We start from the raw sequence: 25,318 nt of genomic DNA, 5'->3' as shown, positions 1-25,318 counted from the left end.
GAGGAGGTGAGGGTAAACATCAAGTGAACGCTGACGGGGATGATCCATATTTACCGGGCGTGTGCTGCGGCCGAAATGCTGGACACGAGGCTTGCAAGGTGGCACTTTCACATCATGATGCACTGGTGTTTTCGGGTTCGTTCAAATTGAAGACGGCAGCCGAGGATTTTTCGGTCTTTCCACCCTTCGAAATCCGGTCGGGCGTCGAGCAGCGCGTCCCCTTCCTCTTCAACTCACCGCATAGCGGCCGCTACTATCCGGAGCGCTTCCTTGCCATGGCAAGGCTGGACCGCAACGCCATCCGCCGGTCCGAGGACTGCTACGTCGATGAGCTGTTCGGCGGGACCGTCGCGCTCGGCGCACCGCTGCTGGCGGCGAATTTCCCGAGGGCCTATCTCGACGTCAACCGTGAACCGTGGGAGCTTGATCCGCGCATGTTCGCCGAGCCGGTGCCGTCCTTCTGCAACATCCGCTCGGCACGGGTGGCCGGCGGGCTGGGCACGGTGCCGAAGCTGGTCGGCGAGGGGCTCGACATCTATTCCGGCCGCTTGCCGCTGGCCGAAGCGGTCGCCCGCATCGAGGCCGTCTACAAGCCCTATCACGAGACGCTGAAGCGGCTGTTGACCAGAACCCATGCGCGGTTCGGCTTTGCCGTGCTGATCGACTGTCATTCGATGCCGGCGAGCATCAGGGTCGGCGACAGCGGCCAGCGGCCCGACTTCATCATCGGCGACCGTTTCGGCATCTCGGCAACGGCCGCCCTGACCGACACCGCGATCGGCCTGCTCAGCGCCATGGGCTATTCGGTCGCCCACAACAAGCCCTATGCCGGCGGCTTCATCACCGAGCACTATGGCCGCCCGGCGCGCCATCTGCACGCGCTGCAGATCGAGGTCAACCGGGGGCTCTATATGAACGAGCGGACATTCGAGAAGGCTGCCGGCTTCGATGCGCTGGCCGACGATCTGACGCGGTTCTCAGCCGACCTGATGTCGATGCCCGATCATCATTTCATCGACTTGCCACTGGCCGCGGAGTGAATAACCTGCCGCTGGCCGCGGACTGAATGGCGCCATAAAAAAAGACCGCATCGTTTGCACGATACGGTCGAAGTCTAGGGAGGAAACGCCCAAGGAGGGCATGGACAGGAAACCCTGTCCGAGATTGAGGGTATTGTGCGCTGCACAAATGTCAAGCGACCTTCAGCCTTTTTTAATTCACTCTGATGTGGAAATTGCGTTTCGATGGCGCCTGTGTGACATCCAGGCAACAGATGCCGTCGCGGAAAAATCCTCGACACCCTTGTTTTGGCACGAAATTGGCGGCAAAGCCGGGCTCGGGCATGCTGCAATGCGGGAGAATCAGTTGGACATCAGCATCGATTTCATGCGTCGCATCGCGCAGGCGGCAGCGGCGGAGACCTTGCCGCGCTTTCGTGCCCAAGGTGCGGTCGCCAACAAGGAACAGGGCAGTTTTGATCCGGTCACCGAGGCCGATCGCGAGGCCGAGCGCGCCATCCGGGCTCTGATATCGGCTGAGTATCCCGATCATGGTATTCTAGGCGAGGAGCATGGCAGCGAGAACATTTCAAGTCGGCACGTCTGGGTGATCGACCCGATCGACGGCACGCGCGCGTTCATTTCCGGCCTGCCGGTGTGGGGCACACTGGTCGGGCTGACGGTCGATGGCGACGCCGTTGCCGGCATGATGGCGCAGCCCTTCACCGGCGAGCTTTTCTACGCCAACGGCTCGGGCTCCCATTATGAGGGGCCAGGCGGGCCGCGAAAACTGACGACCCGCAAGACGACGAAGTTGGACCAGGCGACGCTGTTCACCACCACGCCGGCCCTGTTCAAGGGCGAGGCGCGCAACCGTTACGATGCATTCGAAAGACAGATCCAGCTCGCCCGCTATGGCGCCGATTGCTATGCCTTCGCCATGATCGCCTCGGGAAGCGTCGACATCGTCGCCGATCCCGGATTGAAGCCCTACGACATCGTGGCGCTGATCCCGATCATCGAAAAGGCAGGCGGCGTCGTCACCACATTCGATGGCGGGCCGGCGGAACAGGGCGGCGATGTACTCGCCGCGGCGACGCCGGAACTTCATGCCGCCGCCATGGCCGCCCTGCGCGGCTAAACGAGCGTCCGCCGCCATTCAGGGGATGCCGACCGCTTGAAGCAGTCGTTTTACTGCCGGCGGCACCCCTTGGGGAGCGACCGGCGCCCGTCAGGCTGTGGGGTCGTCGCTGCCGGGAATGAAGGCGTCGAAGGCGGCGAGCAATTGCTCGCGGTAGATGTCGGCTTCCTGCAGGATTTCGTGGCGGGAGCCATCGATCATCAGCAGCGAACCGAGCCGCAGACGCCTGGCGTAGGCTTCCACGGCCCTGGTCGAGACGACCTGGTCGGCGCCGGCGGCGATGATCAGCAGCGGGACCTGGATCCGAGCCATGAAATCGGGGTCGCTGACGGCTTCCGATGCTTTCGCGGCTGCCTGCAGCCAGCGGATCGTCGGCCCGCCAAGCGCCAGTTGCGGGTATTCTTCATAGATCCGTGTGTTGCGCCGATAGCGCTCCGGGTCCGATGTCAGCTTGTTGGTCTCGAACGGGGCCGTAATCCTCGGCCGCGGACCCCAGGCGGCGTAGAGCCGGCCGAGGCCGAGAGCGCAGAATAGAGAACAGACGCGGCGAACCGTCGAGATCGAGACCGGCAGGTCGGGCAGCGTCAGGAAGGGCGCGATCAGCACCATGCGCCGGATGCGGTTCACCATTGATGGGGCGGCAAGCAGGGTGATCAAGGCACCTGCCGAATGGGCGAGGATGTAGTACGGTCCGCGGCAATCGGGCAGCACGATCTCCTCGAAGAACTGTTCGAGGTCGGCGGTGTACTCGCGGAAGCTGCTGACGTAGCCGCGCTGGTGATCGCGGATCAGCCGGTCGGAATCGCCCTGGCCGCGCCAATCGAGCGTGGCGACGCCAAAGCCGCGATCGGCAAGATTGCGGATGGTTTCGAAATATTTCTCGATGCACTCGTTGCGGCCGGTGAGCAGGACCACGGTGCCCTTCATCGGGCGAGCGACCGCGCCGAACAGGCCGTAGCGGATATTCTTGCGGTCACGCGTGGTGAAGAAGCCGCCGGTGGCATTTTCCGGCCGCGGATTGCCCTCGATTTCGTGAAAAAGGGAGTTTTCGGTGAAAAGATCCGTCATTCGGCGCTTCGTGCTCGGCGTCTCGCATGCCCGCCTGCGCTGGCCGGCTCCGCTAAGGTGATAGACGCCCATGCGCCAAAAGCCAAGGAATTCCGGGTGACGGAGGCTGCAACGGGGAAGGCCGGAAGCCGCTTGAAAGCGTGCTTCCGGCCTCTGTCGATCCGGGAGGAAGGGACGTTAACACCCGGTCGGCCTCGTTGCGGCGCCTGTAGTGCGATCGGCGCCGCCAGTCCTTGATCCTGGAATGCACTCTAGCGCCGGCTGTCTGAACGCGCGCCGAAGCGCCGGTTCATCTGCCGTTCATCTGGGAATCAGCCGCACGGCTTTTGCCGTCGGGTGAAATCTTGAAATGCCTTCGGGCGCTCCCCAAATGTCTCATGCGGTCGCCAATGTCGGGGCCGCTGGTCTAGCCGAAACGCCGCTCAAGGGTTTCGCACCGGCCATACGCAAACCATGTTGCTCAACAGGAGAACACCTCATGCGTCACGTTGATTTTTCCCCGCTCTATCGTTCGACCGTCGGCTTCGACCGCCTCTTCACCATGCTCGATTCGCTTGCGCAGCCGGATGGCGCGCAGACCTATCCGCCCTACAACATCGAGCGCACCGGTGAGGATTCCTACCGCATCTCGATGGCGGTTGCCGGCTTCTCGGACGAGGAAATCTCGATCGAAGCCCATCGCAATGTGCTGACCGTGAAAGGTGAGCGCAAAGACGAGGGCACCGGCGAAGGGTCCGAACTGCTCTATCGCGGCATTGCCTCAAGGGCTTTCGAGCGCCGCTTCCAGCTTGCCGATCACGTTGAAGTCGTCGGTGCTTCGCTGAAGAACGGCCTGCTCTTCGTCGACCTCAAGCGCAACATCCCCGAGGAGCTGAAGCCGCGCAAGATCGCCATTACGGCGTCTTCGGCCAAGGCCAAGCAGATCGAGGCCAAGACCGCTGCCTAAAGTACAAGTCTCCTCCCGAGACGGAAGCGGCGCCGAAAGGCGCCGCTTTTTTGTTGTCAGGGATATTGATTATCCTGCGATCAGCTGGCCAAAGCGGTCGACATCTTCGGCCGTCGTCGCGAAGCTGGTGACGAAGCGATAGAGCAACTCGTCCTCGCCGATATGACCGTCGAAACCGTGCGGCTTGTGCCAGTCGTAGAAGGCGGCACCCGCTGCCTGCAGCTTTTCAGCCTCGGCCTTCTTGATCACCGCGAACACCTCATTGGCTTGCGGCAGCCAGGCCAGCTTCGCCGTTGCCGAATCCTCGATCGCCGCGGCAAGGCGCGCGGCCATGGCGTTGGCGTGGCGGGCGGTGTCCAGCCACAATCCGTCCTTGAAATAGGCCTCGAACTGCGCCGCAACGAAGCGCGATTTCGAAAACAACTGGGCGGCGCGCTTGCGCAGGAAGGCCAATTCCTTGGCGCGATCAAGATCGAACAGCACGATCGCCTCGGCGCACCAGCAGCCGTTCTTGGTGCCGCCGAAGGAGAGGATGTCGACGCCGCGTTTCCAGGTCATTTCGGCCGGTGTCGTCTCAAGCGCGACCAGCGCGTTGGCAAAGCGGGCGCCATCCATGTGCAGGGGCACCGAATGCTTCTTGGCGATCGCCGAGATCGTCTCGATCTCATCCAGGCCGTAGATGGTGCCGACCTCGGTCGACTGGGTGATCGAAACGGCCATCGGTCGTCCCCAATGGACGATTTCGGGCGCAAAACGGGCGATGGTCCTTTCCAGATTGTGCGGGTCGATCTTGCCCAGCGGGCCATCGATGTCATGCAGGCGCGAGCCGCCGGAAAAATACACCGGCGCGCCGCATTCATCCTCGATGACATGCGATTCGCGGTGGGCGAAGGAAATGCCGCCTGGCTTGTTGTAAGTGGTCAGCGCCAGCGAGTTGGCGGCCGTGCCGGTGGCGACGAAGAAAACCGCGACCTCGCGTTCGAAAATCTCGCTGAAGCGCTGGTAGACTGCCCGGTCGAGCGCACCATCGCCATAGGCGGTGGAAAAGCCGCCGGCATTGGCCGACAGGCCGGCGGCAATATTGGGATGGGCGCCTGCCCAATTGTCGGAAGCGAAGAACATGCATCTGCCTATGTCTTGGGAGGTCGGGGGGTTGGGGAGATCGGGCTTTGGGGAAATCGGCCTGAAGTTGACCGGTTTCGCGAGCGGACCGCAAGGGGCCAGGCACCGGAAAAACAGTAAAGCCAGCCAACCGGCAAAGCCCCGGCCGACGACTGAAGCTTACGTTTTCCACCGGCTTCACGACATTTTCTGTCGCCAGACGCCCAGGTTTTTTGTGAATCGGTCTTGTGTGCGTCCCAGATTTCTGCCATAAAAATTTAGGACAGTAGTGCTGTCTTATTTTGTCGCACAAAACGAGCTGGATTGGCGTATCATTTGGGCCTCTCCGGCTGTTGCCGCGAGCGACAGGTGGACAGCCAGACTCTGGCCTGTACGATTACCAGATGCGATCCATGCGGAAAGCCGCCTGGTTCGGCAAGGATTTCGCAAGACGTGCCACAAGGATCAGGGTGAGCCAAGCGCTTGCCGAGGCAAACCAGCGCCTGAATGGCTGGGAATGGAGGACAGGAGATGACGGACATGACGCACTCTGCGACGAACGGCCAGGCCGCGCAGACGAAAGCGGCAACCGTCAAAACCACCTTGCGATCCAATATTAGCCGAACCGCCAACGGCTTTTCCGCCCAGGGCCTCTACGATCCGCGCAACGAGCATGACGCCTGCGGCGTCGGCTTCATCGTCAATATGAAGGGCGTGAAGTCGCATCAGATCGTCAAGGACGGGCTGGCTGTGCTCGAAAACCTGACGCATCGCGGCGCCGTTGGCGCCGATCCGCTGGTCGGCGATGGCGCCGGCGTGCTGGTGCAGCTTCCCGACCAGTTCTTCCGTGAGGAGATGGCGGCCCAGGGCATCGACCTGCCGCCGGCGGGTCAGTACGGCGTCGGACACTGGTTCATGCCGCAGGACGCGGCCCTTCGCGCCCATATCGAGGACATCATTGTCGAATCGGCGCAATCCGAGGGGCTTCCGCTCATCGGTTTCCGTGACGTGCCCGTCGACAATTCGTCGCTGTCGAAGGCGCCTGACATCGTGGCATCCGAGCCGTTCCACCGGCAGATCTTCATCGGCCGCACGCCAGACATTACCGATGACGAGGAATACGAGGCCAGGCTCTATCTGCTGCGCAAGGTCATATCGGGCCGCATCTACGCCGAGAACGACAACAAGGACATCGGCGCCTATTGCGTGTCGCTGTCGGCGCGCACCATCGTCTACAAGGGCATGTTCCTGGCCTACCAGGTCGGCGCCTATTACAAGGACCTGATCGATCCGCGCTTCGAGACCGCGCTGATCCTCGTCCACCAGCGCTTCTCGACCAACACCTTCCCGTCTTGGAAGCTGGCGCATCCCTACCGCATGGTCGCCCACAATGGCGAGATCAACACCGTGCGCGGCAACAACAACTGGATGGCTGCGCGCCAGGCGTCGGTCGATTCCGAACTGTTCGGCAACAACATCTCGAAGCTGTGGCCGATTTCCTATGACGGCCAGTCCGACACCGCCTGCTTCGACAATGCGCTCGAGTTCCTGTTCCAGGGCGGGTACAGGCTCAGCCATGCCATGATGATGCTGATCCCGGAAGCCTGGGCGGGCAACAAGCTCATGGATGCCGATCGCAAGGCTTTCTACGAATACCATGCGGCACTGATGGAGCCGTGGGACGGGCCGGCGGCGGTGGTTTTCACCGATGGCCGCCAGATCGGCGCCACGCTCGACCGCAATGGCCTGCGCCCGGCACGCTACATCGTCACCGATGACGACCGCGTCATCATGGCCTCGGAAGCCGGCGTGCTGCCGGTGCCCGAGGAGAAGATCGTCAAGAAGTGGCGGCTGCAGCCCGGCCGCATGCTGCTGATCGACCTCGAGAAGGGGCGCATCGTTTCCGACGAGGAGCTCAAGTCGGAGATCGCGACCAAGCATCCCTACAAGACCTGGCTCGCCAACACGCAGCTCATCCTCGAAGATCTGAAGCCGGTCGAGCCGCGCGCGCTGCGCAAGGATGTCAGCCTGCTCGATCGCCAGCAGGCATTCGGCTATAGCCAGGAAGACACCAAGCTGTTGATGTCGCCGATGGCGACGACAGGCCAGGAAGCGGTGGGCTCGATGGGCACCGACACGCCGATCTCGGCGATGTCGGACAAGTCGAAGCTGCTCTACACCTACTTCAAGCAGAACTTCGCCCAGGTCACCAACCCGCCGATCGATCCGATCCGCGAGGAGCTGGTGATGAGCCTGGTGTCCTTCATCGGGCCGCGGCCTAACATCTTCGACCTGGTCGGCAATTCGCGCCGCAAGCGGCTTGAGGTGCGCCAGCCGATCCTGACCAATGGCGATCTCGAAAAGATCCGTTCCATCGGCCACACCGAGGACCGCTTCGACACCAAGACGATCGACATCACCTATGGCTCGGCCGAAGGGGCCGCGGGCATGCAGGGCGCCATCGACCGGTTGTGCGAGCGGGCGGAGGCGGCGGTCGCCGGCGGCTATAACATCATCATCCTGTCCGACCGCCAGGTCGGGCCGGACCGCATCGCCATCCCGGCGCTGTTGGCTACGGCCGCGGTCCATCATCACCTGATCCGCAAGGGGTTGCGCACCTCGGTCGGCCTCGTCGTCGAATCCGGCGAGCCGCGCGAAGTGCATCATTTCTGCTGCCTTGCCGGCTATGGCGCCGAGGCGATCAACCCGTATCTTGCCTTCGACACGCTGCTCGACATGCACAAGCGTGGCGAACTGCCGAAGGAAGTGGACGCCTACGAGGTCGTTTCGCGCTACATCAAGTCGATCGGCAAGGGCATCCTCAAGGTGATGTCCAAGATGGGCATCTCGACCTACCAGTCTTATTGCGGCGCGCAGATTTTCGACGCCATCGGCCTGAAGACCGATTTCGTGCAGCAATACTTCACCGGCACCGCGACGCTGATCGAAGGCGTCGGCCTGGACGAGATCGCGGCCGAGACGCTCAGCCGCCACAATGACGGTTTCGGCAACGACCCCGTGCTGCGCAACAGCCTCGAGGTCGGCGGCGAATACATGTTCCGCATGCGGGGCGAGGCGCATATCTGGTCGCCCGACGCAGTCGCCACCTTGCAGCACGCCGTGCGCCAGGGGTCGTGGGAAACGTTCAAGGACTATTCCGCCCAGATCGACAGCGAGACGGCCCGCGCCCAGACCATTCGCGGCCTGTTCAAGATCAAGCTGGCCGGAGAGACCGGCCGCAAGAAGGTGGCGCTCGACGACGTCATGTCAGCGGCCGACATCGTCAAGCGGTTCTCGACCGGGGCGATGTCGTTCGGGTCGATCTCGCGCGAAGCGCATACCACGCTGGCGCGCGCGATGAACCAGATCGGCGGCAAGTCGAACACCGGCGAGGGCGGCGAAGAGGCCGACCGCTATCTGCCGCTGCCTGGCGGCGGCAAGAACCCCGAACGCTCGGCGATCAAGCAGATCGCCTCGGGCCGTTTCGGCGTCACGGCCGAATACCTCGTCAATTCCGACATGATGCAGATCAAGGTGGCGCAGGGTGCCAAGCCCGGCGAGGGCGGTCAGCTGCCCGGCCACAAGGTCGACGCGACCATCGCCAAGGTCCGGCATTCGACGCCGGGCGTCGGCCTGATTTCGCCGCCGCCGCATCACGACATCTATTCGATCGAGGATCTGGCACAGCTGATCTACGATCTGAAGAACGTCAATCCGGCGGCCGACGTGTCGGTCAAGCTGGTGTCGGAAGTCGGCGTCGGCACGGTCGCGGCGGGTGTCGCCAAGGCACGGGCCGACCACATCACCATTTCGGGCTATGATGGCGGCACTGGCGCCTCACCGCTGACCTCGCTCAAGCATGCCGGCAGCCCATGGGAAATGGGCCTTGCCGAGACGCACCAGACGCTGGTGCTGAACGGCTTGCGGTCGCGCGTCGCGCTGCAGGTCGACGGCGGCTTGCGCACGGGGCGCGACGTTATCATCGGCGCGCTGCTTGGCGCCGACGAGTTCGGCTTCTCGACCGCGCCGTTGATCGCGGCCGGCTGCATCATGATGCGCAAATGCCATCTCAACACCTGCCCGGTCGGCGTCGCGACGCAGGATCCGGTGCTGCGCAAGCGCTTCAAGGGCACGCCCGAGCATGTCATCAACTTCTTCTTCTACGTGGCGGAAGAGGTGAGGGAGCTGCTCGCCGAGATGGGTTACACCCATATCGACCAGATCATCGGCGACAGTGATCTTCTGGAGAAGCGCGACCTGATCGTGCACTGGAAGGCGCGCGGGCTCGATTTCTCGAAGATGTTCTTCAAGCCGGATGCGCCGCATGAGGCGGTGCACTGGACCGAGCGCCAGAAGCATCCGATCGACGACGTGCTCGACCGCAAGCTGATCGAGCTGGCAAAGCCTGCGCTCGAAAGCAAGCTGCCGGTCAAGATCGAGGTCGATATCCGCAATGTCGACCGCTCGACGGGCGCCATGCTGTCGGGTGAAGTGGCCAAGCGCTTCAAGCACAAGGGCCTGCGCGAGGACACCATCCAGGTGAAGCTGACCGGCACTGCCGGCCAGTCCTTCGGCGCCTTCCTAGCGCGCGGCATCTCGTTCGAGCTTGTCGGCGCCGGCAATGACTATGTCGGCAAGAGCCTGTCGGGCGGCCGCATCGTCATCCGGCCGCCGGAAGAGGCCAAGATCGTCGCGGCGGAGTCCATCATCGTCGGCAATACGGTGCTCTATGGCGCCACCGAGGGCGAGGCCTACTTTGCCGGCGTCGCCGGCGAGCGTTTCGCCGTGCGCAATTCGGGCGTCGCCGCCGTCGTCGAAGGCGTCGGCGACCATGGCTGCGAGTACATGACGGGCGGCATCGTCGTCGTCATCGGCAAGACCGGCCGCAATTTCGCCGCCGGCATGTCGGGCGGCGTCGCCTATGTGCTGGACGAGGCGGGCGATTTCGCCGAGCGCTGCAACATGGCGATGGTCGAGCTGGAGCCGGTTCCGGAAGAAGACGATCTGATGGAAAGGCTGCTGCACCATGGCGGCGACCTTGACCACAAGGGTCGCGTCGACGTCTCCGGCGACATGACCAGCCATGACGAGGAGCGGCTTTACCAGCTGATTTCCAACCATGTGCATTACACCGGGTCGGTACGTGGTCGCGAGATTCTCGACGACTGGACGATTTTCCGGCCGAAGTTCCGCAAGATCATGCCGGTCGAATACCGCCGCGCCCTGATCGAGATGGAACGCATGCGCATGGGCGTCGCGGCGGAATAGGCTTTGCAATTGCCGGGGAGCCCAAACTTCCCGGCCCATCTTCATCGACAGTTTGACCTCCGGCGCAAGGTTGCCATGGCTGCCTCAAGGGGTTAACGGGTGCGGCGAAAACCGCACCATCTGGACAGCAGGAACTGGACTATGGGCAAGGTAACAGGCTTTCTCGAAATCGACCGGCAGGTGCACAAGTACCAGCCGGCCTCCGATCGCATCCGGCATTTCCGTGAATTCACGCTGCCGATGTCTGACAAGGAGGTCGAGAAACAGGCCGCGCGCTGCATGGATTGCGGCATTCCGTTCTGCCACGGGCCGACCGGCTGCCCGATCCACAACCAGATTCCAGACTGGAACGACCTCGTCTACAATGGCGACTGGGACAACGCGATCCGCAACCTGCATTCCACCAACAATTTCCCGGAGTTCACCGGCCGCATCTGCCCCGCGCCCTGCGAGGAAGCCTGCACGCTGAACCTCGAGGACATTCCCGTCGCCATCAAGACGGTCGAGCAGGCGATTGCCGACAAGGCCTATGAAACCGGCCACATCAGGCCCTATCCACCGGAGAAGAAAACCGGCAAGCGCGTCGCCGTCATCGGCTCCGGCCCTGCCGGCATGGCGGCTGCCCAGCAGCTTGGCCGCGCCGGCCACGATGTCCATGTCTACGAGCGCGAAAGTCGGCCCGGCGGGCTGATGCGCTACGGCATTCCCGACTTCAAGATCGAGAAGCACTATATCGACCGGCGCATCGAGCAGATGCAGGGCGAGGGTGTGACCTTCCATTGCGGCGTCAATGTCGGTGTCGACAAGCCGGTTGCCGAGCTGCTCGCCGAGCATGATGCCGTGCTCTATTGCGGCGGTTCCGAAACGCCGCGCTCGGCCGGCATTCCCGGCGACGATCTCGGCGGCGTGCATGACGCGATGCCCTATCTGGTGCAGCAGAACAGGCGGGTCGGCGGCGAACCGATCCAGTCGGTGGCGTGGCCGTCGCATCCGATCATCGCCGGCGGCCAGCATGTCGTCGTCGTCGGCGGCGGCGATACAGCGTCCGACTGTGTCGGCACGGCCTTCCGCCAGGGCGCCGTGCGTGTCACCCAGCTCGACATCCGTCCGCAGCCGCCGGAGAAGGAAGACAAGCTTTCGGTCTGGCCCTATTGGGCGACCAAGATGCGCACCTCGTCCTCGCAGGCCGAAGGCGCGGAGCGCGAATTCCAGGTGGCGACACTCGAATTCATCGGCGAGGAAGGCCAGCTGACCGGCGTCAAGTGCTGCGAGGTCGACGACAAGCGCAAGCCGATCGCCGGCACCGAATTCGTCATCCGTGCCGATCTCGCCTTCATCGCCATCGGCTTTGCCGGGCCGGCCGCGGCCGGTGTGGCGAAGGAATTGGACGGTGAGATGAAGATCGCCACCGACAGCCGCCGCTCCAGGAATGTCGAGGCCAATGACCGCGACTACAAGACCAGCGTCGACAGGCTCTATGCGGCCGGCGACGTGCGTCGTGGCCAGTCGCTGGTCGTCTGGGCGATCCGCGAGGGCCGCCAGGCGGCACGCTCGATCGACGAGGCGTTGATGGGGTCGAGCGTTCTCCCGCGCTGAACCCAGGAGCGTGCAGCGATACTAACGATTGATCGCGGTCGTGGTATCGGTCGCGGCCTTTGGCGGCCATGAGAAATCGTCGGCGCGGCCGGGCGATGCAATCGGTGCCTTGCCCTCGACCACAAGCTTTTCACCGGGCAAGTCCGGATTGGCCTTCGCCGGCGGTGCCGCGCCCAGCAATTCGGAGCCACCGTCGAGTGCCGGATCGCTGAGCAGCATCGGCGCGGTGCGGTCGATAACGATGGGGGCCGCGGCCGGCGCCGGCGCCTCGACAGGTGCGCCCGCCGGAGCGGACGGTGTAATCACGCTTCCAGGCGCGGTCAGGCCGAGGATCTTCAGCAGCGGTTTTTCGGTGTAGAAGGCGAGTTTGCGCTTGCCCGCCCTCGAGACGTTGATGCCGTCATCGGCGCGCAGCCGCACCGGCTGGCCGTTGATGTCGGGGCCGCTGGTGACGAAAGCACCGTTCTCATCGACAAAGCCGTCCCAGACGTCGACGAATTCACCGCCATGGCTTTCAGCGGCCTGATGATAGATGTCGTTGAAGGCCAGCATATCGGAGGTCATCTTCGACACCCGGAACGCCGGCATGCCGACCCAGAGGAAGGGTACCTTTGCCTCCGCGACAGCTTTGCCGAACGCCTCGGTCCGAAGCTCATATTCCTTGGTCCAGGTTGCAGAGCGGGGCTGCTCGCGCACGTCACCCACCTTCATCTGCTGGCGGTCGTTGGAACCCAGCATGACGATCACGGCGGCAGGTTTTTCGGTCTCGATCAGCAATTTGATCTGTTCGGGCCAGTTGTAGAAATCATCGCGTACGAAGCCGGACGAGCCATTGCTGCGAACGACGATCCTGACGCCGGCATTCTCGGCAAAGGCGGTGTCGAGGCCTTCGGCGAGGCCGGCCGCCATGAAGTCTCCGACCACCAGCACGGTGCGAGCGTCCGGTGCCTTGTCGACCACCGGGATTTCCGGTTCCGCGGGCGGGCGCGGGGCGCGGGGTTTTTTCGCCTTGGGCCTGGGCCTCGGCTTCTGGATGTCCTGCGGCGGCTCGATCCGCTCGCTGCGGCGTGGGAACAGAAGGTCGCGCAGCGACCAGCCGCGGTTTTGCTGCTCCTGCGCCATGGCCGGCGCATGAAAGGCGCCAGCCACACCGACGGTGAGCACGATCACGGCCAGGATGAGCACCGGCATGCGACGAACAAGCCCTGCGATGCGCGCAGCCGAAGCCAATCGTTTCCTCCATCCCTTGGCGCAGCAAATGCCGCGCCAACCAGATTGCTACAGCGTCCTTTGCGCGCCCGAAAGGCCGCGCGGCACCGCAGGCGGCTCTATTTCTGCCGGAGCCACTTCAGCACTTCCATGCTCGGGTAACCGTCCTGGGTCAAGCCGGCCTTGGCCTGGAAGGCCAAGATGGCTGATTTCGAGCCGTCGCCGATCTTGCCGTCGAACTTGCCGTCATAAAGGCCATGTTGGGAAAGCCGCTGCTGCAGCTCCTGCCTTTCCTCGAAGGTGAGCTTGGTGAAAGGCCGCTTCCAGTCCTGCACGAGACCGCTGGAGCCGGCGATTTCGTCGGCAAGAAGGCCGACGGCCAGCGCATATTTGTCGGCGTTATTGTAGGCTTTGATGACCGTGAAATTCTTGATCATCAGGAAGGCCGGCCCGTTGCGGCCGTCCGGCACCTTCAGCGTCGCCTTGTCGGAGCCGTTCTTGAACGGCTTGCCGTTGGCCCTGACCACGCCGAGCGCCTGCCATTGCGACAGTGTTTTCGAGCCGCCGGGAAGCTTTCCAGCGGGCAAAGCAACCTCGTAGCCCCAGGTTTTGCCGGCCTGCCAGCCATTCTTCTTCAACAGGTTGGCTGAGGTCGCCAGCGCATCGGGAATCGAATTCCAGATGTCGCGTTTGCCGTTGCCGTCCATGTCGACGGCATAGTGGAGATAGCTGGTCGGGATGAACTGGGTATGGCCCATGGCGCCGGCCCAGGATCCGCTCAGATGGCTTTCGTCGATGTCGCCGGTCTGCAGGATCTTCAGCGCGGCGACCAGCTGGGTGCGGGCGAATTTCGCCCGCTTCGGATCGGCATAGGCCAAGGTCGCCAGCGAGCGCACGACATTGCGCATGACGTCGTCGCGCTTGAGGATCTCGCCATAGTTCGATTCCATCGACCAGATGGCCAGCAGGATGTAGCGGTTGACACCGAACCTGGCCTCGATCCGGTCCAGCCACGGCTTCCATTTCCTGGCCATCTGCTGGCCGACGGCGACCGACTGGTCATGGACGCGATTGTCGAAATAGTCCCAGGCAGGGGCCGTGAATTCAGGCTGCGTACGCGCCTTCTCCAGCACCACCGGATCGATATCCCTGATGTTCCTGAAGGCCTGGTCGTAGAGGGCGCCGGAAACGCCGCTCTGCACGGCGGTGGCGCGGAAGCCGGCGACCCACTGCCGGAAACCGGCATCGGCGAAAGCGGGGCCAGGCATCAGCAGAGCGAGCGATAGGCTGGCTGCCGCCATGACGCTGGTAAAAATTTTTGCGGCATTGCGAACGGACATCTTTTCCTCCTTCTCTGTCTCAGGAAAGACCATTCATCGCCGAACCAGGTTAGGAATTAGTTTACCATAGGCGCCACCGGGAACGAAAAGACGCTTCGAAGCTTTACCGGTGGACATTCCTCTCAGTTGCCCAGTAGTCCCGAATTCCGGCGTGAAAATGTCTTGGAACGGGGATTGCGGAGCTGGCCCTCAAACGGATAATTGAAAGCATGAAGAGAGTTCGCAAGGCAGTCTTCCCGGTCGCCGGTCTCGGCACACGGTTTCTCCCGGCCACCAAGGCTGTCCCCAAGGAAATGCTGACCGTCGTCGACCGGCCGGTGATCCAGTATGTGGTGGATGAGGCACGCGAGGCCGGCATCGAGCATTTCATCTTCGTCACCGGCCGCAACAAGGCCGTCATCGAGGACCATTTCGACATCCAGTTCGAACTCTATGACACGCTGGCCCAGCGCGGCAAGGACGACCAGCTCGCCCGCCTGCAACGGCTGCAGCCGGCGCCGGGGCAGACCAGTTTCACACGCCAGCAGGTGCCGATGGGACTTGGCCATGCCGTCTGGTGCGCCCGCGAACTCGTCGGCGACGAGCCCTTCGCGCTGTTGCTGCCCGACATGATCATGCAGTCGGAGAAGAGCTGCACGAAGGCAATGGTCGAGCTCTACGAGGAGACCGGCAACAACATCATCGCGGTGCAGGAATGCGCTCCCGCCGAAACCCACAAATACGGCATCGTCGGCCGCGGCGAGGACACGCATCACGGTTTCCGCATCACCGAGATGGTGGAAAAGCCGAAGGCCGGCACCGCGCCGTCCAATCTTTACATCAACGGCCGCTACATCCTGCAGCCGGAGATCTTCAAGATCCTTGAAGGCCAGGAAAAAGGCGCCGGCAACGAGATCCAACTCACCGACGCCATGCTGAAGCTGGAAAAGCAGCAGCCTTTCTACGGCTACCACTATCGAGGCCGCACGTTCGACTGCGGATCGCCGGAAGGCTTCGTCGAGGCCAACGTCGCCTTCGCGCTGTGGCGCAGCGACATGAACGAGAACATGGCCGGTGTGATCCGCACGCTTCTCGATGAGATGAAGCCATCCGAGCGCCGCGGCGCCGCATCTTAAGTCGATGTCGATGTTCAGCCGGTCCGCGGAAGGGCCGGTCTGATCTCAACGCACGTTTGGCACGCAAGCCCTCAGCGCTGCACTTTCACGCCGAGGAAGATGCTGTTGGCGGTGTAGTCCCGGCCCGGCAGATTGCTGGTCAGCTTCTCGGTCCTTACCCTTGTGGTGAGGCCGGCGTAGCGGTTCAGCCACCAGGTCAGTCCGGCCTCGGCGCTCAACACCCTGTCATGGCCATCGATGCCGATGTAATCACGCCAGTCGAGGCCCAGAGCCGCATTGGCGGTGAGGTTGGCGCGAATCTGGCGTTCGCCGGTCAGGCGACCGGAATAGAGGATGTCGCCGCTTTCGCCTGATGTGGTCGTGGGCTCGACGGTGGTCCGCCCGGTCAGGCCGATCGTGGTGCCGCGCTCCGGTGACCATTTGAGGTCGGCGTTGACGGTGGCACCGGAGATTGCATCAAGGTTTTTGTCGTCGATCGCTTCCCTGAGCCAGCCGGCCGAGAATTCGCCCGACAGCTTCTCGCCCATGTCGAGTGCAAGGCCAGCGCGGGCGCCGAGCCGCGTCGACGAGCGCTCGAAGCCTTCATTGTCGATGCGTTGATCATAGGTCCGGCGGCCGACCTCGATTTCAGTGAACGGGGTCAGGGCAGGGGAGATCTCGTAGCCGGTGCGCAACGTCGCGGTGTAGAGCGTCGAGTCCTGATCCTTCTGCGACAGCGAGGTGCCGTCCGAGAGCTTGGCGTCGCCGTAAAAATCGTGCGAGACCGCGCCGGTTAGCGTGTACTGCATCTTGCCGAGATGCTTTTCGACGGCGAGGCTGCCATCGATGGTCTGCCGCAGCGGTTGCTTGCTGACGCCGGCAATGGCGTCCGGTGATGATGCCGATTCCGGCACGGCCTCGTAGCCGAGCTTGGCGATGGCGCGCAACTCATTGTCGAGGTCGACATTGAGCTGGCCTTCGATGCGCCCTTGCTCGTCGTGAACCGGGTAACCGGAGACGGTCTCGCGAAACAGGCCATAGCCGTCGATCGTGGCGGAGTTCTCGCGCCAGTCGGATGCGGCGGAAAAGCGCAGCGCCGTCTCGGACAGCAGCGCCGACGTGCCGGCACTGCTCGAATCGCCGTTCGAGGTGGCGGTCAGGCCCTGTTCGATCGTCGGCCGGATGACGAAGGAGCCCCATTTGACGCCGGTGGCGGCAAACGGATCATCCTCCAGCTTCTTTTTCTGGCCTTCGATGGCGTCAGTGCGCTCCGCGCCTGGGTCGAGCTTCTGCCTGTCGGCACTGTCGATGGTGAGGGCGCGGCGGTTGGCTGTGTCCTCGTCTGTCTCTTCACCTTCGGTGGCATCCGTCGTGGAGGCGGTCGTGGAAGCGGTGATGTCGGAGGTGCCGGCCGTCGATTTCTTTTTCTTTTTCGACTTGTCGGCAGCCTTGTCCTTGGCCTGGTCAGCCGCATTCTGCCCGGCGGTCGATGAGCGGCGGCGAGGCTTGGGCGGCGCCGCGATGTCGGCGGACGTGTCGTCAGTGGCTGCCGGCGGGTCGAAAAGGCTGCCGGTCGCGGTGGCGTCGCCAGTGTCGGCGTCGTCTGGCACGGCACCGGCGCTGGCCGGCAGATAGGTGCGGGCCGGCGCATTGTCCTGCGCGGCATTGGCCGGCTGTTGACCCTGCGCTGCCAGGGCCAGCTGTCTCGCCTTGCGCTGCTGGTCGGACAGGATCGCCGATTCCGAAACCTCGCCGCGCAGTTCGGTTTCCTGGGCATGGAGCGCAGTCGGGCGCAGCAAGGCAAACATGCTGGTTGCCAGCAGCAAGGCGCAGACAGCCTTGCCCTTTCTTCCTGTCGAATTTTCTGGCTGGGCCCCGGACATCGCCACCACTGCTTGCGCGGCGCACGCGCGCCATACTTACCGAACCGTAAATGGGGATGGTTAACGGAGGGTTGAGGCGGCGGCCCGTCAACCAGCTGAAGCGCTGATTTCCAAAGGGATTCATACCGCCTGCGTTAAGCTTTTGATTTTCGCGCCTGCCGTCGTCAAAACCACCGCGCACGTTCGGGCAACATGCCTTGGGCCATTTCTGTTGGACAGCGCGCCGGCAAAGCGCTAATCGCATCAGCCATGCATGCGGGATCCCTGGATAAGAAGCCTTCGGACAGGCAAGCCTCGATCGCTTCGGCGCTGAGGACGGTGGCAACCGAACAGGCTGGGGTTGCAGCCCTTGCCGAGGCCTTGGAGAACGGATTGGCCGCGCCTTTCGCGCAGGCGGTCGAGATGATCTCCGGGATTGAAGGCCGGCTCATCGTCACCGGTGTCGGCAAAAGCGGCCATATCGGTTCGAAGATCGCGGCGACGCTGGCCTCGACCGGCACGCCGGCTTTCTTTGTCCATCCCGCAGAAGCCAACCACGGCGATCTCGGGATGATCGCCAGGGACGACGCCATCATCGCCATGTCGTGGTCGGGCGAAAGCAAGGAACTGATGGGCATCGTCGCCTATTCCAGGCGCTTCTCCATCCCGCTGATCGCCATCACCGCCGGAGAGACATCGGCGCTGGCGCGGGCGGCGGACGTGGTGCTGTTGCTGCCGCGCGCGCCTGAAGCCTGCCCGCACGGCTTGGCGCCGACGACATCGACGCTGCTGCAACTGGTGATGGGCGACGCGCTGGCGATCGCGCTGCTCGAAGCACGCGGCTTCACGCCGGATCATTTCCGCACCTTTCACCCGGGCGGCCAGCTCGGCGCCAACCTGACGCAGATCCGCGAGATCATGCATGTCGGCGACAGGCTGCCGCTGGTGGTTGCGGGCACCGGCATGCATGACGCGATCCTGGAACTGTCACGCAAGGGATTTGGCTGCGTCGCGATCACCGACGCAGACGGTGCGCTGGTCGGCATCATCACCGATGGCGACATCCGCCGGCACATCGGCAGCAACCTGCTGGCGATGACGGTGGATCAGGTGATGACAAAAGGCCCGAAGACCGCGACGCCGGACACGCTGGTCGCAACGGCGCTGCAGACGATCAACAATTCAGCCATCACCAGCCTGATGGTGGTGGAGGGCCGGAAACCAGTCGGCCTCATCCACCTGCACGACCTGCTGCGTATCGGCGCCGCCTAAGGTGTGCTGATCTTAAGGTGATGCCGGCCTGCAAACGACGGTTTCCTGCGCTTCCGGTGCTCACGTACCCAAAGTACGCTCCGCTCCGGTTCTCGGAACCCACCGTTTTCGACTCGGCCTGACCTGAATCTCAACACACCTTGTCCAAGCGGTGGGTTTCAAGAATTCAGACCGCCTCGACGGTCAGTTCCAGATCCGTGTCGGCCGCGCCCGTCACGCGCACTTGCGTGCCGGCCGGCAAATCCGGGCCGGAGACACGCCACAGCGTATCGCCCAGCTTGATGCGCCCGCGCCCGTCACGGATCGGCTCGGCAAGTGTCGCCATCCTGCCGACCATTTGCGCGCCGCGCCGGTTGAGCAGCGGCTGGTCGGTCGGGTCGTTGCGGCTGCCGACCAGTTTCTTGCCGACATAGGCCGAGACCAGCGACAGCGCCAGGAAGGCGAGGACCTGGACCTGCCAGGTCCAGAAGCCGGCGTCCCAGATCAGCAGCGACACAGCGCCGATGATCAGCGCGGCGATGCCGATCCACAGCATGAAGATACCCGGCGCGATGATTTCCATCACCAGCAGGACGAAGCCGAGAACCATCCAGTTCCACGGGCCGAGTTCGGAAACGATGCGGTCGATCATTGGTTTCGACCTCAGTTGTCGGTTGGGCGAACGACCGGCGGGCGCGCGGCCTGCCTCTGCGAGCCGGTCGTGCCTTCGCTGCGGAAGACTTCCTTGGCGATCTCGCCGATGCCGCCGAGCGAGCCGATCAGCGACGACGCCTCGAAGGGCATCAGCACGATCTTGCTGTTGGTGGCCGTGCCGATCCTGCCAAGCGCTTCAGTGTATTTCAGCGCCACGAAGTAGTTCAGCGCCTGCACATCGCCTTTGGAGATCGCTTCCGACACCACCTGGGTGGCGCGGGCTTCCGCCTCGGCCGAACGTTCGCGCGCCTCGGCATCGCGGAAGGCGGCTTCCTTGCGGCCCTCGGCCTCGAGGATCTGCGACTGCTTGAGGCCTTCGGCGGCAAGGATCTGGGCACGCTTGTTGCGTTCCGCGGTCATCTGCCGGCCCATCGATTCGATAAGGTTGGCCGGCGGGTTGATGTCCTTGATTTCGACGCGGGTGATCTTGATGCCCCACGGGTGGGCTGCCTCATCGACGACACGCAGCAGGCGCTCGTTGATGGCGTCGCGGTTCGACAGGAGTTCATCGAGATCCATCGAACCCATGACGGTACGGATGTTGGTCATCGTCAGATTGAGGATGGCGTTCTGCAGGCCGGAAACCTGGTAGGCGGCCTGCGCCGCGTTGAGGATCTGGAAAAAGGCGATGCCGTCGACACCGACAATGGCGTTGTCGCGGGTGATGATTTCCTGGCTCGGAACGTCAAGCACCTGCTCCATCATGTTCATCTTGGCGCCGATACGGTCGATGAACGGGAAAATGAAATTGAGGCCTGGGCTCAGTGTCTTGGTGTAACGGCCAAAGCGCTCCACCGTATAATTGTAACCTTGCGGGATTGTCCTGATGCCTTTGATCAGCAGCACCAATACCAGAAGTGCAAGTGCACCAACCGCAATATCGAAACCACTGAAATCCATTTGGCTCTCCCTCAGACGAAGGCCGCACAAGCCATTCTCGCGCCGCCGACTTCACCAAAGACTTAAGTGTATTTCAGATGCGTTACAATCAGGTGATGATGGATTGTTTATAGGGTTGCACTCAGCGGTTGAAGGCAAACAGCCTTGCATCCGTGTCGTCCAGCCCGTTGATCGAAGCCGGGACAATCTCGGAAGCGACCTGCGAGAAGGTGATGCCGTTGCCGCCGTAGCCCAGCACCGCATGGATGCGCGGGTGGCGGGGAATGGCGCCGATATAGGGCAGGCCGGTGGTCGTGGTGCCGAACGAGCCGGTCCAGGCAAAATCGGGCCTAGTGTCGAGATGCGGAAATATCAGGCCGAGTTTCTCGGCGATGCGTGTGCTCTTGTCGGCGATCAGCGCGTCGCGCCGCGCTTCGTCGATAAAATCCTCGTCCTCGCCGCCGCAAATGACCCGGCCGTCGACCGTCGTGCGCATATACAGATACGGCTCCGACGCTTCCCAGATGAACGCTGCGTCCGGCCAGAGCTTTCGCGGTTGCGGGCGTGTCGCAATCGCCCATGTCGAGATGATCCGGTGGGCGGTGGCCGGCACGATGTCGACAAGTTCGTAGCCGGTGGCCAGAACAACATGTCGTGCGGTTATGGTCGGGCCATCCATGGTCGCGACGACAACAGCTTCGGCGCCGTCCTCGATCATTGTGGCTTCGACGGGGACATAGAAGCGTGCCTTGCGCTCCACGGATTTCAGCAGCAGCCCAGCCGTCAGCTTGCGTGGGTCGAGGGCGATATTGCCGTGGCCGAGAATGGCGCCTTCGCGGTCGATGCCGAATTTCTCGGCTAGCTGTTGTCGGGTTAAGCAGATGGCGCCGATGCCGGCTAGACGACGTGCCTCGGCCTCGTCGCGCAGTTCCGGCGGACCAAGCATCGTGCCGGCCAGATAGAGTGACGGCATGCGGCTCAGGCCACAGTTGATGCCGAGTTCGGCAATGCGTCCGGCGAGATTGGAAACGGCGAGCCGCGAGCGTCGCCAGGCCTGCTGGGCCGAAGCTCTGCCGACCATCTTCGAGAGCGTGGAGAGAGGCTGGTCTATTTCGAATGCCACCAGTGCGGTGGTTGCGGCCGTCGAGCCCTTCAGCGGGCCGCGCCGGTCGATGCAGATCACCCGATGGCCATCGGCCGTCAGCGCCTCGGCCATCATGGCGCCGCTGATGCCCATACCGACGACCAGCACATCCGTGTTGACGTCCAGGCCGTCCGTCGGCACCGCAGGCGCGCGATAGGCCGACCTGACGGGCTGGCCAGTTCGGAGGTCGAGTTTGCGGGGCATCGCATTCTCCGGAGGCGCGGCTTAACGCCCCGGAGCTTGTGTTGTTCCGGTTCAGACCCAGCCGGACAGTTCGCGCCGCACCATCGCCTCGATCACCGCCATCCCTTCCGCGCTATCGTTGAGGCAAGGGATATGGGCGAAATTCTTGCCGCCGGCATGGTGGAAGGTTTCAGCCGCCTCGCGGCCGATCTCGTCCAGCGTCTCGATGCAGTCGACGGAAAAGCCGGGATTGACGATAGCGATCGACTTGACGCCGTCCTGCGCGAGTTTTTCCACCGTCTTGTCGGTATAGGGCTGCAGCCATTCCTGCGCGCCGAAGCGCGACTGGAAGGTGATGATCAGTTTCTTGTCATCCCAGCCGAGCCGTTCGCGCAACAGCCGCGTCGTCTTCTGGCAATGGCAGTGATAGGGGTCGCCCTTCTCGAAATACGGTTTTGGAATGCCGTGATAGGAGGTGATGACCACCTCCGGCTCGAAGTCCAGTGTCGCCAGATGCCGTTCGATCGAGCGCGCCAGCGCCTCGATATAGACCGGCTCGTCATAGTAGGGCGGCACGCTGCGGACGGCCGGTGCACGGCGCATCTTCATCAGCGCGCGAAACAGCTGGTCGTTGGCTGTTGCCGTGGTCGTCGCCGAATATTGCGGATAGAGCGGAAAGGTAAGGATGCGATCGCAACCCTGGTCGACCAGACGCTGGGCAATGCTGGCGGTTGAAGGGTTGCCATAGCGCATTGCCCAGTCGACGACGACATCAGGCAGGTCGCGCAGCGCTTCGGCCAGCTTTTCGGCCTGGGCGCGGGTATAGGTGCGCAGCGGCGACTCGTTCTTTTCCCGGTTCCAGATCCGTGCGTAGTTGGCGCCCGACTTCTTGGGCCGCGTGGTGAGCACAAGGCCATAGAGGATCGGATACCAGATCGCCTTGTTGAGTTCGATGACGCGCGGGTCGGACAGGAATTCACGGAGATACCGCCACATCGGCTTGAAATCGGTGCCGTCGGGCGTACCCAGATTGACCAGCATGACGCCGATCTTGCCCGCCTTGACCGGCGGATGCCCAGCGGGCAACGGGCCGGGCGCCTTTGCGGCCTTGGGTTCGGCAGGGGTGGGAAGCGTCATAAGGGTTCTCCGGAAGACGCGAACCTAACCATCTTGCGCGCGCATTCAATGCAGCGTCTGGCCGCACCTTAAAGCGGATTGTCTGAATGGATTCAGACGACCCGCTTTAAGCCTTTGTTTTTATGCACCTCGTTCTCCGAAAACCGAGGTCACTTTGGGGCGACATGCATTAGCCCGAAAACAGGACGCCCGTCCGGTTTTCGGACGGGCGGTGTCATTCAGGCATATAGCGGGGCTATTGCGGCGGGATGGTCAGCGTTGCGCCAACAGGAAGCCGGCGCGGCTCATAACCCTTGTTGGCGCCCGAAATGACCTTCCATTTGGCACCGTCGCCATAGGCCTTCTTGGCCAGATCCCAATAAGTGTCGCCGGCAACGATGACATGGCTGGCTTCGGCCGGTGCGGCCTCCGCTGGCTTTGCCGGCTCGGCGGCGGGAGCCGGTGCCGCCGGGGCGGGGGCTGCTTCAGCCGGTTTTGCCGCCTCTGCCGGTGGCGCCGGCGGGGGTGGCGCTCCCTCTGTCGATATGGCCGGGGGCGTGTTGGCGATGTCGCCCGAGTTGGCCGGCAATTCGGGCATTGCCGGCGCCGCATCGGCAGGCTTGGCGGCTTCAGCCGGTGCGGGCGCCGGCGTGGCCGGCGCTGCTTCGGCTGGCTTGGCCGGATCGGTTGCCGGGGCCGCAGGCGCCGCGGCGACGGTCGCGGCTATTTCGGTGATGCGGCCGTCGAGCTTCGGCGTGTAGGGACGATGGGCGCCGAGATAGTCGGCGACCACCTGTTCGAGGCCGGGGCCGTAATCGTAGGCATTCTTGGCCTTGTCGGCGAAGATCTTGTAGCCGTCGCCGCCCTGGCGGACATAGTTGTTGGTTGCGACCAGATAGTCCTTGTCCGGCTTGATCGGTGTCCAGGCGCCGCCTTCCATGACTTCCACCGACTTGACGCGGCCGGCATTGGGCGCGACGGATTTGTCGAAGGAATATTTCAGGCCGGCGATCTGGGGGAAGCGCCCGGCGCCGTCCTCGACCTGGCTGAGGCCGCCCTCGAGGCCGGCCACCAGATCCTTGCCCGAAATCTGGAAGGTCGCCAGCGTGTTCTGGAACGGCAGCACGGTCAGCACTTCGCCCATGGTGACGGTGCCCTTGTCGATCGAGGCGCGCAGGCCGCCGCCATTGGAGATGACGATCTCGACGCCCTGTCCCTTGACGCGGTCGAGGATGGCGTCGGAGACGAGATTGCCCATCGCGCATTCGCGGGTGCGGCAGCTCTCGCGACTGCCGTCGATGACGTCGGTGGTTTCCGCCACTTCCTTGTTCTTCAACGCCTCGATCGGCGCCCCAAGCTCCTTGATGCGGGCGAGCACGGCCGGGTCGGGGGTGATCGACTTGTCGAGATAGACCGGGTCGCCGCTGGCCGATTTGACGACGCCGTTGTCGTCGAACACCACCTTGAACTCGCCGAGATATTTCGAGTAGGACGCCGCCTGCACCACCGGCACCTTGTAGCCGTCCGGATTGTCGACCATCGTCGGGTAGGGGCCTTCCGCCTTGGGGTCGGTGTTCGACAGCAGCGAATGGCTGTGGCCGCCGACGACGACATCGATGCCCGGGATCTTGGCAATGACGTCACGCTCGCGCCTGTAGCCGATATGGGTCACGGCGATGATCTTGTTGACGCCTTCGCCCTTGAGCTTCTCGACTTCGGCGGTGATCGACTTGACGTCATCCTCTATTGCGACGTTGGGTCCGGGGGAAGCGAGGTCCGGCGTGTCGTTGGTGATCGCGCCGATGATGCCGATCTTCTGGCCGCCGACTTCGACGACAACAGATGGCTTGACTCGGTCGCCGAGCTTGGATTGCGCGTTGGCCTTCACATTGGCGCCGAGCACCGGGAACTTGATCATGTCGAGGAACGGCGCCAGGGCCGCCTCGCCGTCGTCGAATTCATGGTTGCCAAGGGCCATGGCATCGAACTTCATGTCGTTGAGGAATTCGCCTTCGACCTTGCCCTTGTAGGTCGTGTAGAACAGCGAGCCCTGGAAATTGTCGCCTGCGCTGAGCAGCAGCACGTTCTGGCCTTGCAGCTTCTTGCGCTCCTGGGCGATCGCGGTGATCAGCCGGCCCGCGCCACCGATGCACTCGCCCTTGGTTTCCTCGTCCGCCGAGCAGGTCGATTCATATTTGTTGTTGCCTTCGATGCGGCTGTGCCAGTCGTTGATATGCAGGATGTTCAGCGTGTAGTCGGCAAAGGATGCGCCGGCCGACAGACCGAGGGCTGAGGCTGACAGGGCTGCAATGGCGGCAAGCTTCTTCATCTTCGTCTCCCGGAAAGCCGATCAGAGGCCATTAGCGCTCTTGCTTGACTGGAACATAACAGCCGGCGCTTCGGCCATG

Annotated in this window: 17 protein-coding genes; 7 read left to right on the top strand and 10 right to left on the bottom strand. The window is 63.2% G+C overall.

All coding sequences use genetic code 11. The annotated features are described in order from the left end of the window. The first annotated feature begins 98 nt into the window (after nucleotides 1-98). Both AC0L24_RS06545 and hisN read left to right on the top strand, forming a co-directional pair. Entirely contained in the window at nucleotides 99-1,040 is a 942-nt protein-coding gene (locus AC0L24_RS06545) for an N-formylglutamate amidohydrolase (RefSeq protein WP_127329367.1), read from the top strand. Between the two features lie 325 nt (nucleotides 1,041-1,365). After that, the gene (hisN, locus tag AC0L24_RS06540; RefSeq protein WP_127270523.1) at nucleotides 1,366-2,139 is read left to right on the top strand and encodes a histidinol-phosphatase; all 774 of its coding nucleotides are present in this window, start codon (nucleotides 1,366-1,368) and stop codon (nucleotides 2,137-2,139) included. Between the two features lie 90 nt (nucleotides 2,140-2,229). Here hisN and AC0L24_RS06535 read toward each other — a convergent pair whose 3' ends face one another. Further along, entirely contained in the window at nucleotides 2,230-3,207 is a 978-nt protein-coding gene (locus AC0L24_RS06535; protein ID WP_127329365.1) for an alpha/beta fold hydrolase, read from the bottom strand. A gap of 478 nt (nucleotides 3,208-3,685) precedes the next feature. Here AC0L24_RS06535 and AC0L24_RS06530 point away from each other — a divergent pair, with 478 nt between their 5' ends. After that, a complete protein-coding gene (locus tag AC0L24_RS06530) occupies nucleotides 3,686-4,153 on the top strand; it encodes an Hsp20 family protein (protein ID WP_013529716.1) in 468 nt (155 codons plus the stop codon). Between the two features lie 69 nt (nucleotides 4,154-4,222). Here AC0L24_RS06530 and AC0L24_RS06525 read toward each other — a convergent pair whose 3' ends face one another. Continuing rightward, the gene (locus tag AC0L24_RS06525; RefSeq protein WP_128363168.1) at nucleotides 4,223-5,275 is read right to left on the bottom strand and encodes a threonine aldolase family protein; all 1,053 of its coding nucleotides are present in this window, start codon (nucleotides 5,273-5,275) and stop codon (nucleotides 4,223-4,225) included. 510 nt (nucleotides 5,276-5,785) lie between these two features. Between AC0L24_RS06525 and gltB the strand changes: the two genes are divergently transcribed. Both gltB and AC0L24_RS06515 read left to right on the top strand, forming a co-directional pair. Then, on the top strand, nucleotides 5,786-10,522 hold the full coding sequence (gene gltB / locus AC0L24_RS06520; RefSeq protein WP_292661540.1) for a glutamate synthase large subunit: 4,737 nt from the start codon (nucleotides 5,786-5,788) through the stop codon (nucleotides 10,520-10,522). 141 nt (nucleotides 10,523-10,663) lie between these two features. Next, nucleotides 10,664-12,118 (top strand): glutamate synthase subunit beta, encoded by a 1,455-nt coding sequence (locus tag AC0L24_RS06515; protein WP_292661537.1) that lies wholly within the window; start codon nucleotides 10,664-10,666, stop codon nucleotides 12,116-12,118. 21 nt (nucleotides 12,119-12,139) lie between these two features. Here the strand turns inward: AC0L24_RS06515 and AC0L24_RS06510 are convergent, their stop codons facing one another. Together AC0L24_RS06510 and AC0L24_RS06505 are read right to left on the bottom strand one after the other, a co-directional pair. Continuing rightward, on the bottom strand, nucleotides 12,140-13,348 hold the full coding sequence (locus AC0L24_RS06510) for an SGNH/GDSL hydrolase family protein (RefSeq protein WP_127809387.1): 1,209 nt from the start codon (nucleotides 13,346-13,348) through the stop codon (nucleotides 12,140-12,142). A gap of 98 nt (nucleotides 13,349-13,446) precedes the next feature. After that, the gene (locus AC0L24_RS06505) at nucleotides 13,447-14,667 is read right to left on the bottom strand and encodes a lytic murein transglycosylase (protein WP_127381663.1); all 1,221 of its coding nucleotides are present in this window, start codon (nucleotides 14,665-14,667) and stop codon (nucleotides 13,447-13,449) included. Nucleotides 14,668-14,876: 209 nt separating this feature from the next. Here AC0L24_RS06505 and galU point away from each other — a divergent pair, with 209 nt between their 5' ends. Beyond that, the gene (gene galU / locus AC0L24_RS06500; RefSeq protein WP_127270261.1) at nucleotides 14,877-15,782 is read left to right on the top strand and encodes a UTP--glucose-1-phosphate uridylyltransferase GalU; all 906 of its coding nucleotides are present in this window, start codon (nucleotides 14,877-14,879) and stop codon (nucleotides 15,780-15,782) included. Nucleotides 15,783-15,853: 71 nt separating this feature from the next. Here the strand turns inward: galU and AC0L24_RS06495 are convergent, their stop codons facing one another. Continuing rightward, nucleotides 15,854-17,644, bottom strand: coding sequence for an outer membrane beta-barrel protein (locus AC0L24_RS06495; protein ID WP_164873792.1), 1,791 nt, complete (start codon nucleotides 17,642-17,644; stop codon nucleotides 15,854-15,856). Between the two features lie 249 nt (nucleotides 17,645-17,893). Between AC0L24_RS06495 and AC0L24_RS06490 the strand changes: the two genes are divergently transcribed. Further along, entirely contained in the window at nucleotides 17,894-18,895 is a 1,002-nt protein-coding gene (locus AC0L24_RS06490; protein ID WP_127272680.1) for a KpsF/GutQ family sugar-phosphate isomerase, read from the top strand. 166 nt (nucleotides 18,896-19,061) lie between these two features. Here the strand turns inward: AC0L24_RS06490 and AC0L24_RS06485 are convergent, their stop codons facing one another. The 5 genes from AC0L24_RS06485 to AC0L24_RS06465 form a co-directional block, all read right to left on the bottom strand. After that, on the bottom strand, nucleotides 19,062-19,526 hold the full coding sequence (locus AC0L24_RS06485; protein WP_023810067.1) for an NfeD family protein: 465 nt from the start codon (nucleotides 19,524-19,526) through the stop codon (nucleotides 19,062-19,064). Nucleotides 19,527-19,537: 11 nt separating this feature from the next. Beyond that, complete coding sequence (locus tag AC0L24_RS06480) at nucleotides 19,538-20,488, bottom strand: SPFH domain-containing protein (RefSeq protein WP_127809389.1); 951 nt, start codon at nucleotides 20,486-20,488, stop codon at nucleotides 19,538-19,540. A gap of 121 nt (nucleotides 20,489-20,609) precedes the next feature. Further along, nucleotides 20,610-21,815, bottom strand: a complete 1,206-nt coding sequence (locus AC0L24_RS06475; RefSeq protein ID WP_473563571.1) for an NAD(P)/FAD-dependent oxidoreductase — start codon at nucleotides 21,813-21,815, stop codon at nucleotides 20,610-20,612. Nucleotides 21,816-21,866: 51 nt separating this feature from the next. Beyond that, nucleotides 21,867-22,931 (bottom strand): ferrochelatase, encoded by a 1,065-nt coding sequence (gene hemH, locus AC0L24_RS06470; RefSeq protein ID WP_127396644.1) that lies wholly within the window; start codon nucleotides 22,929-22,931, stop codon nucleotides 21,867-21,869. Nucleotides 22,932-23,166: 235 nt separating this feature from the next. Beyond that, nucleotides 23,167-25,239 carry a 5'-nucleotidase C-terminal domain-containing protein gene (locus AC0L24_RS06465; protein WP_473563570.1) on the bottom strand — a complete coding sequence of 691 codons (2,073 nt, stop codon included), beginning with the start codon at nucleotides 25,237-25,239 and terminating at the stop codon, nucleotides 23,167-23,169. Nucleotides 25,240-25,318: the final 79 nt, after the last annotated feature.

The organism is Mesorhizobium sp. WSM4809, assembly GCF_055811655.1.
This window is presented reverse-complemented; position numbering and strand designations above follow the sequence as displayed.

Excerpts from the sequence above, each read along its gene's own strand:
- AC0L24_RS06505 (WP_127381663.1), bottom strand. The coding sequence starts at position 14,667 with ATGTCCGTTCGCAATGCCGCAAAAATTTTTACCAGCGTCATGGCGGCA.
- AC0L24_RS06485 (WP_023810067.1), bottom strand. The coding sequence starts at position 19,526 with ATGATCGACCGCATCGTTTCCGAACTCGGCCCGTGGAACTGGATGGTT.
- AC0L24_RS06475 (WP_473563571.1), bottom strand. The coding sequence starts at position 21,815 with ATGCCCCGCAAACTCGACCTCCGAACTGGCCAGCCCGTCAGGTCGGCC.
- hemH (WP_127396644.1), bottom strand. The coding sequence starts at position 22,931 with ATGACGCTTCCCACCCCTGCCGAACCCAAGGCCGCAAAGGCGCCCGGC.
- AC0L24_RS06465 (WP_473563570.1), bottom strand. The coding sequence starts at position 25,239 with ATGAAGAAGCTTGCCGCCATTGCAGCCCTGTCAGCCTCAGCCCTCGGT.
- AC0L24_RS06495 (WP_164873792.1), bottom strand. The coding sequence starts at position 17,644 with ATGTCCGGGGCCCAGCCAGAAAATTCGACAGGAAGAAAGGGCAAGGCT.
- AC0L24_RS06490 (WP_127272680.1), top strand. The coding sequence starts at position 17,894 with ATGCATGCGGGATCCCTGGATAAGAAGCCTTCGGACAGGCAAGCCTCG.
- AC0L24_RS06525 (WP_128363168.1), bottom strand. The coding sequence starts at position 5,275 with ATGTTCTTCGCTTCCGACAATTGGGCAGGCGCCCATCCCAATATTGCC.
- AC0L24_RS06530 (WP_013529716.1), top strand. The coding sequence starts at position 3,686 with ATGCGTCACGTTGATTTTTCCCCGCTCTATCGTTCGACCGTCGGCTTC.
- galU (WP_127270261.1), top strand. The coding sequence starts at position 14,877 with ATGAAGAGAGTTCGCAAGGCAGTCTTCCCGGTCGCCGGTCTCGGCACA.
- AC0L24_RS06515 (WP_292661537.1), top strand. The coding sequence starts at position 10,664 with ATGGGCAAGGTAACAGGCTTTCTCGAAATCGACCGGCAGGTGCACAAG.
- gltB (WP_292661540.1), top strand. The coding sequence starts at position 5,786 with ATGACGGACATGACGCACTCTGCGACGAACGGCCAGGCCGCGCAGACG.
- AC0L24_RS06480 (WP_127809389.1), bottom strand. The coding sequence starts at position 20,488 with ATGGATTTCAGTGGTTTCGATATTGCGGTTGGTGCACTTGCACTTCTG.
- AC0L24_RS06535 (WP_127329365.1), bottom strand. The coding sequence starts at position 3,207 with ATGACGGATCTTTTCACCGAAAACTCCCTTTTTCACGAAATCGAGGGC.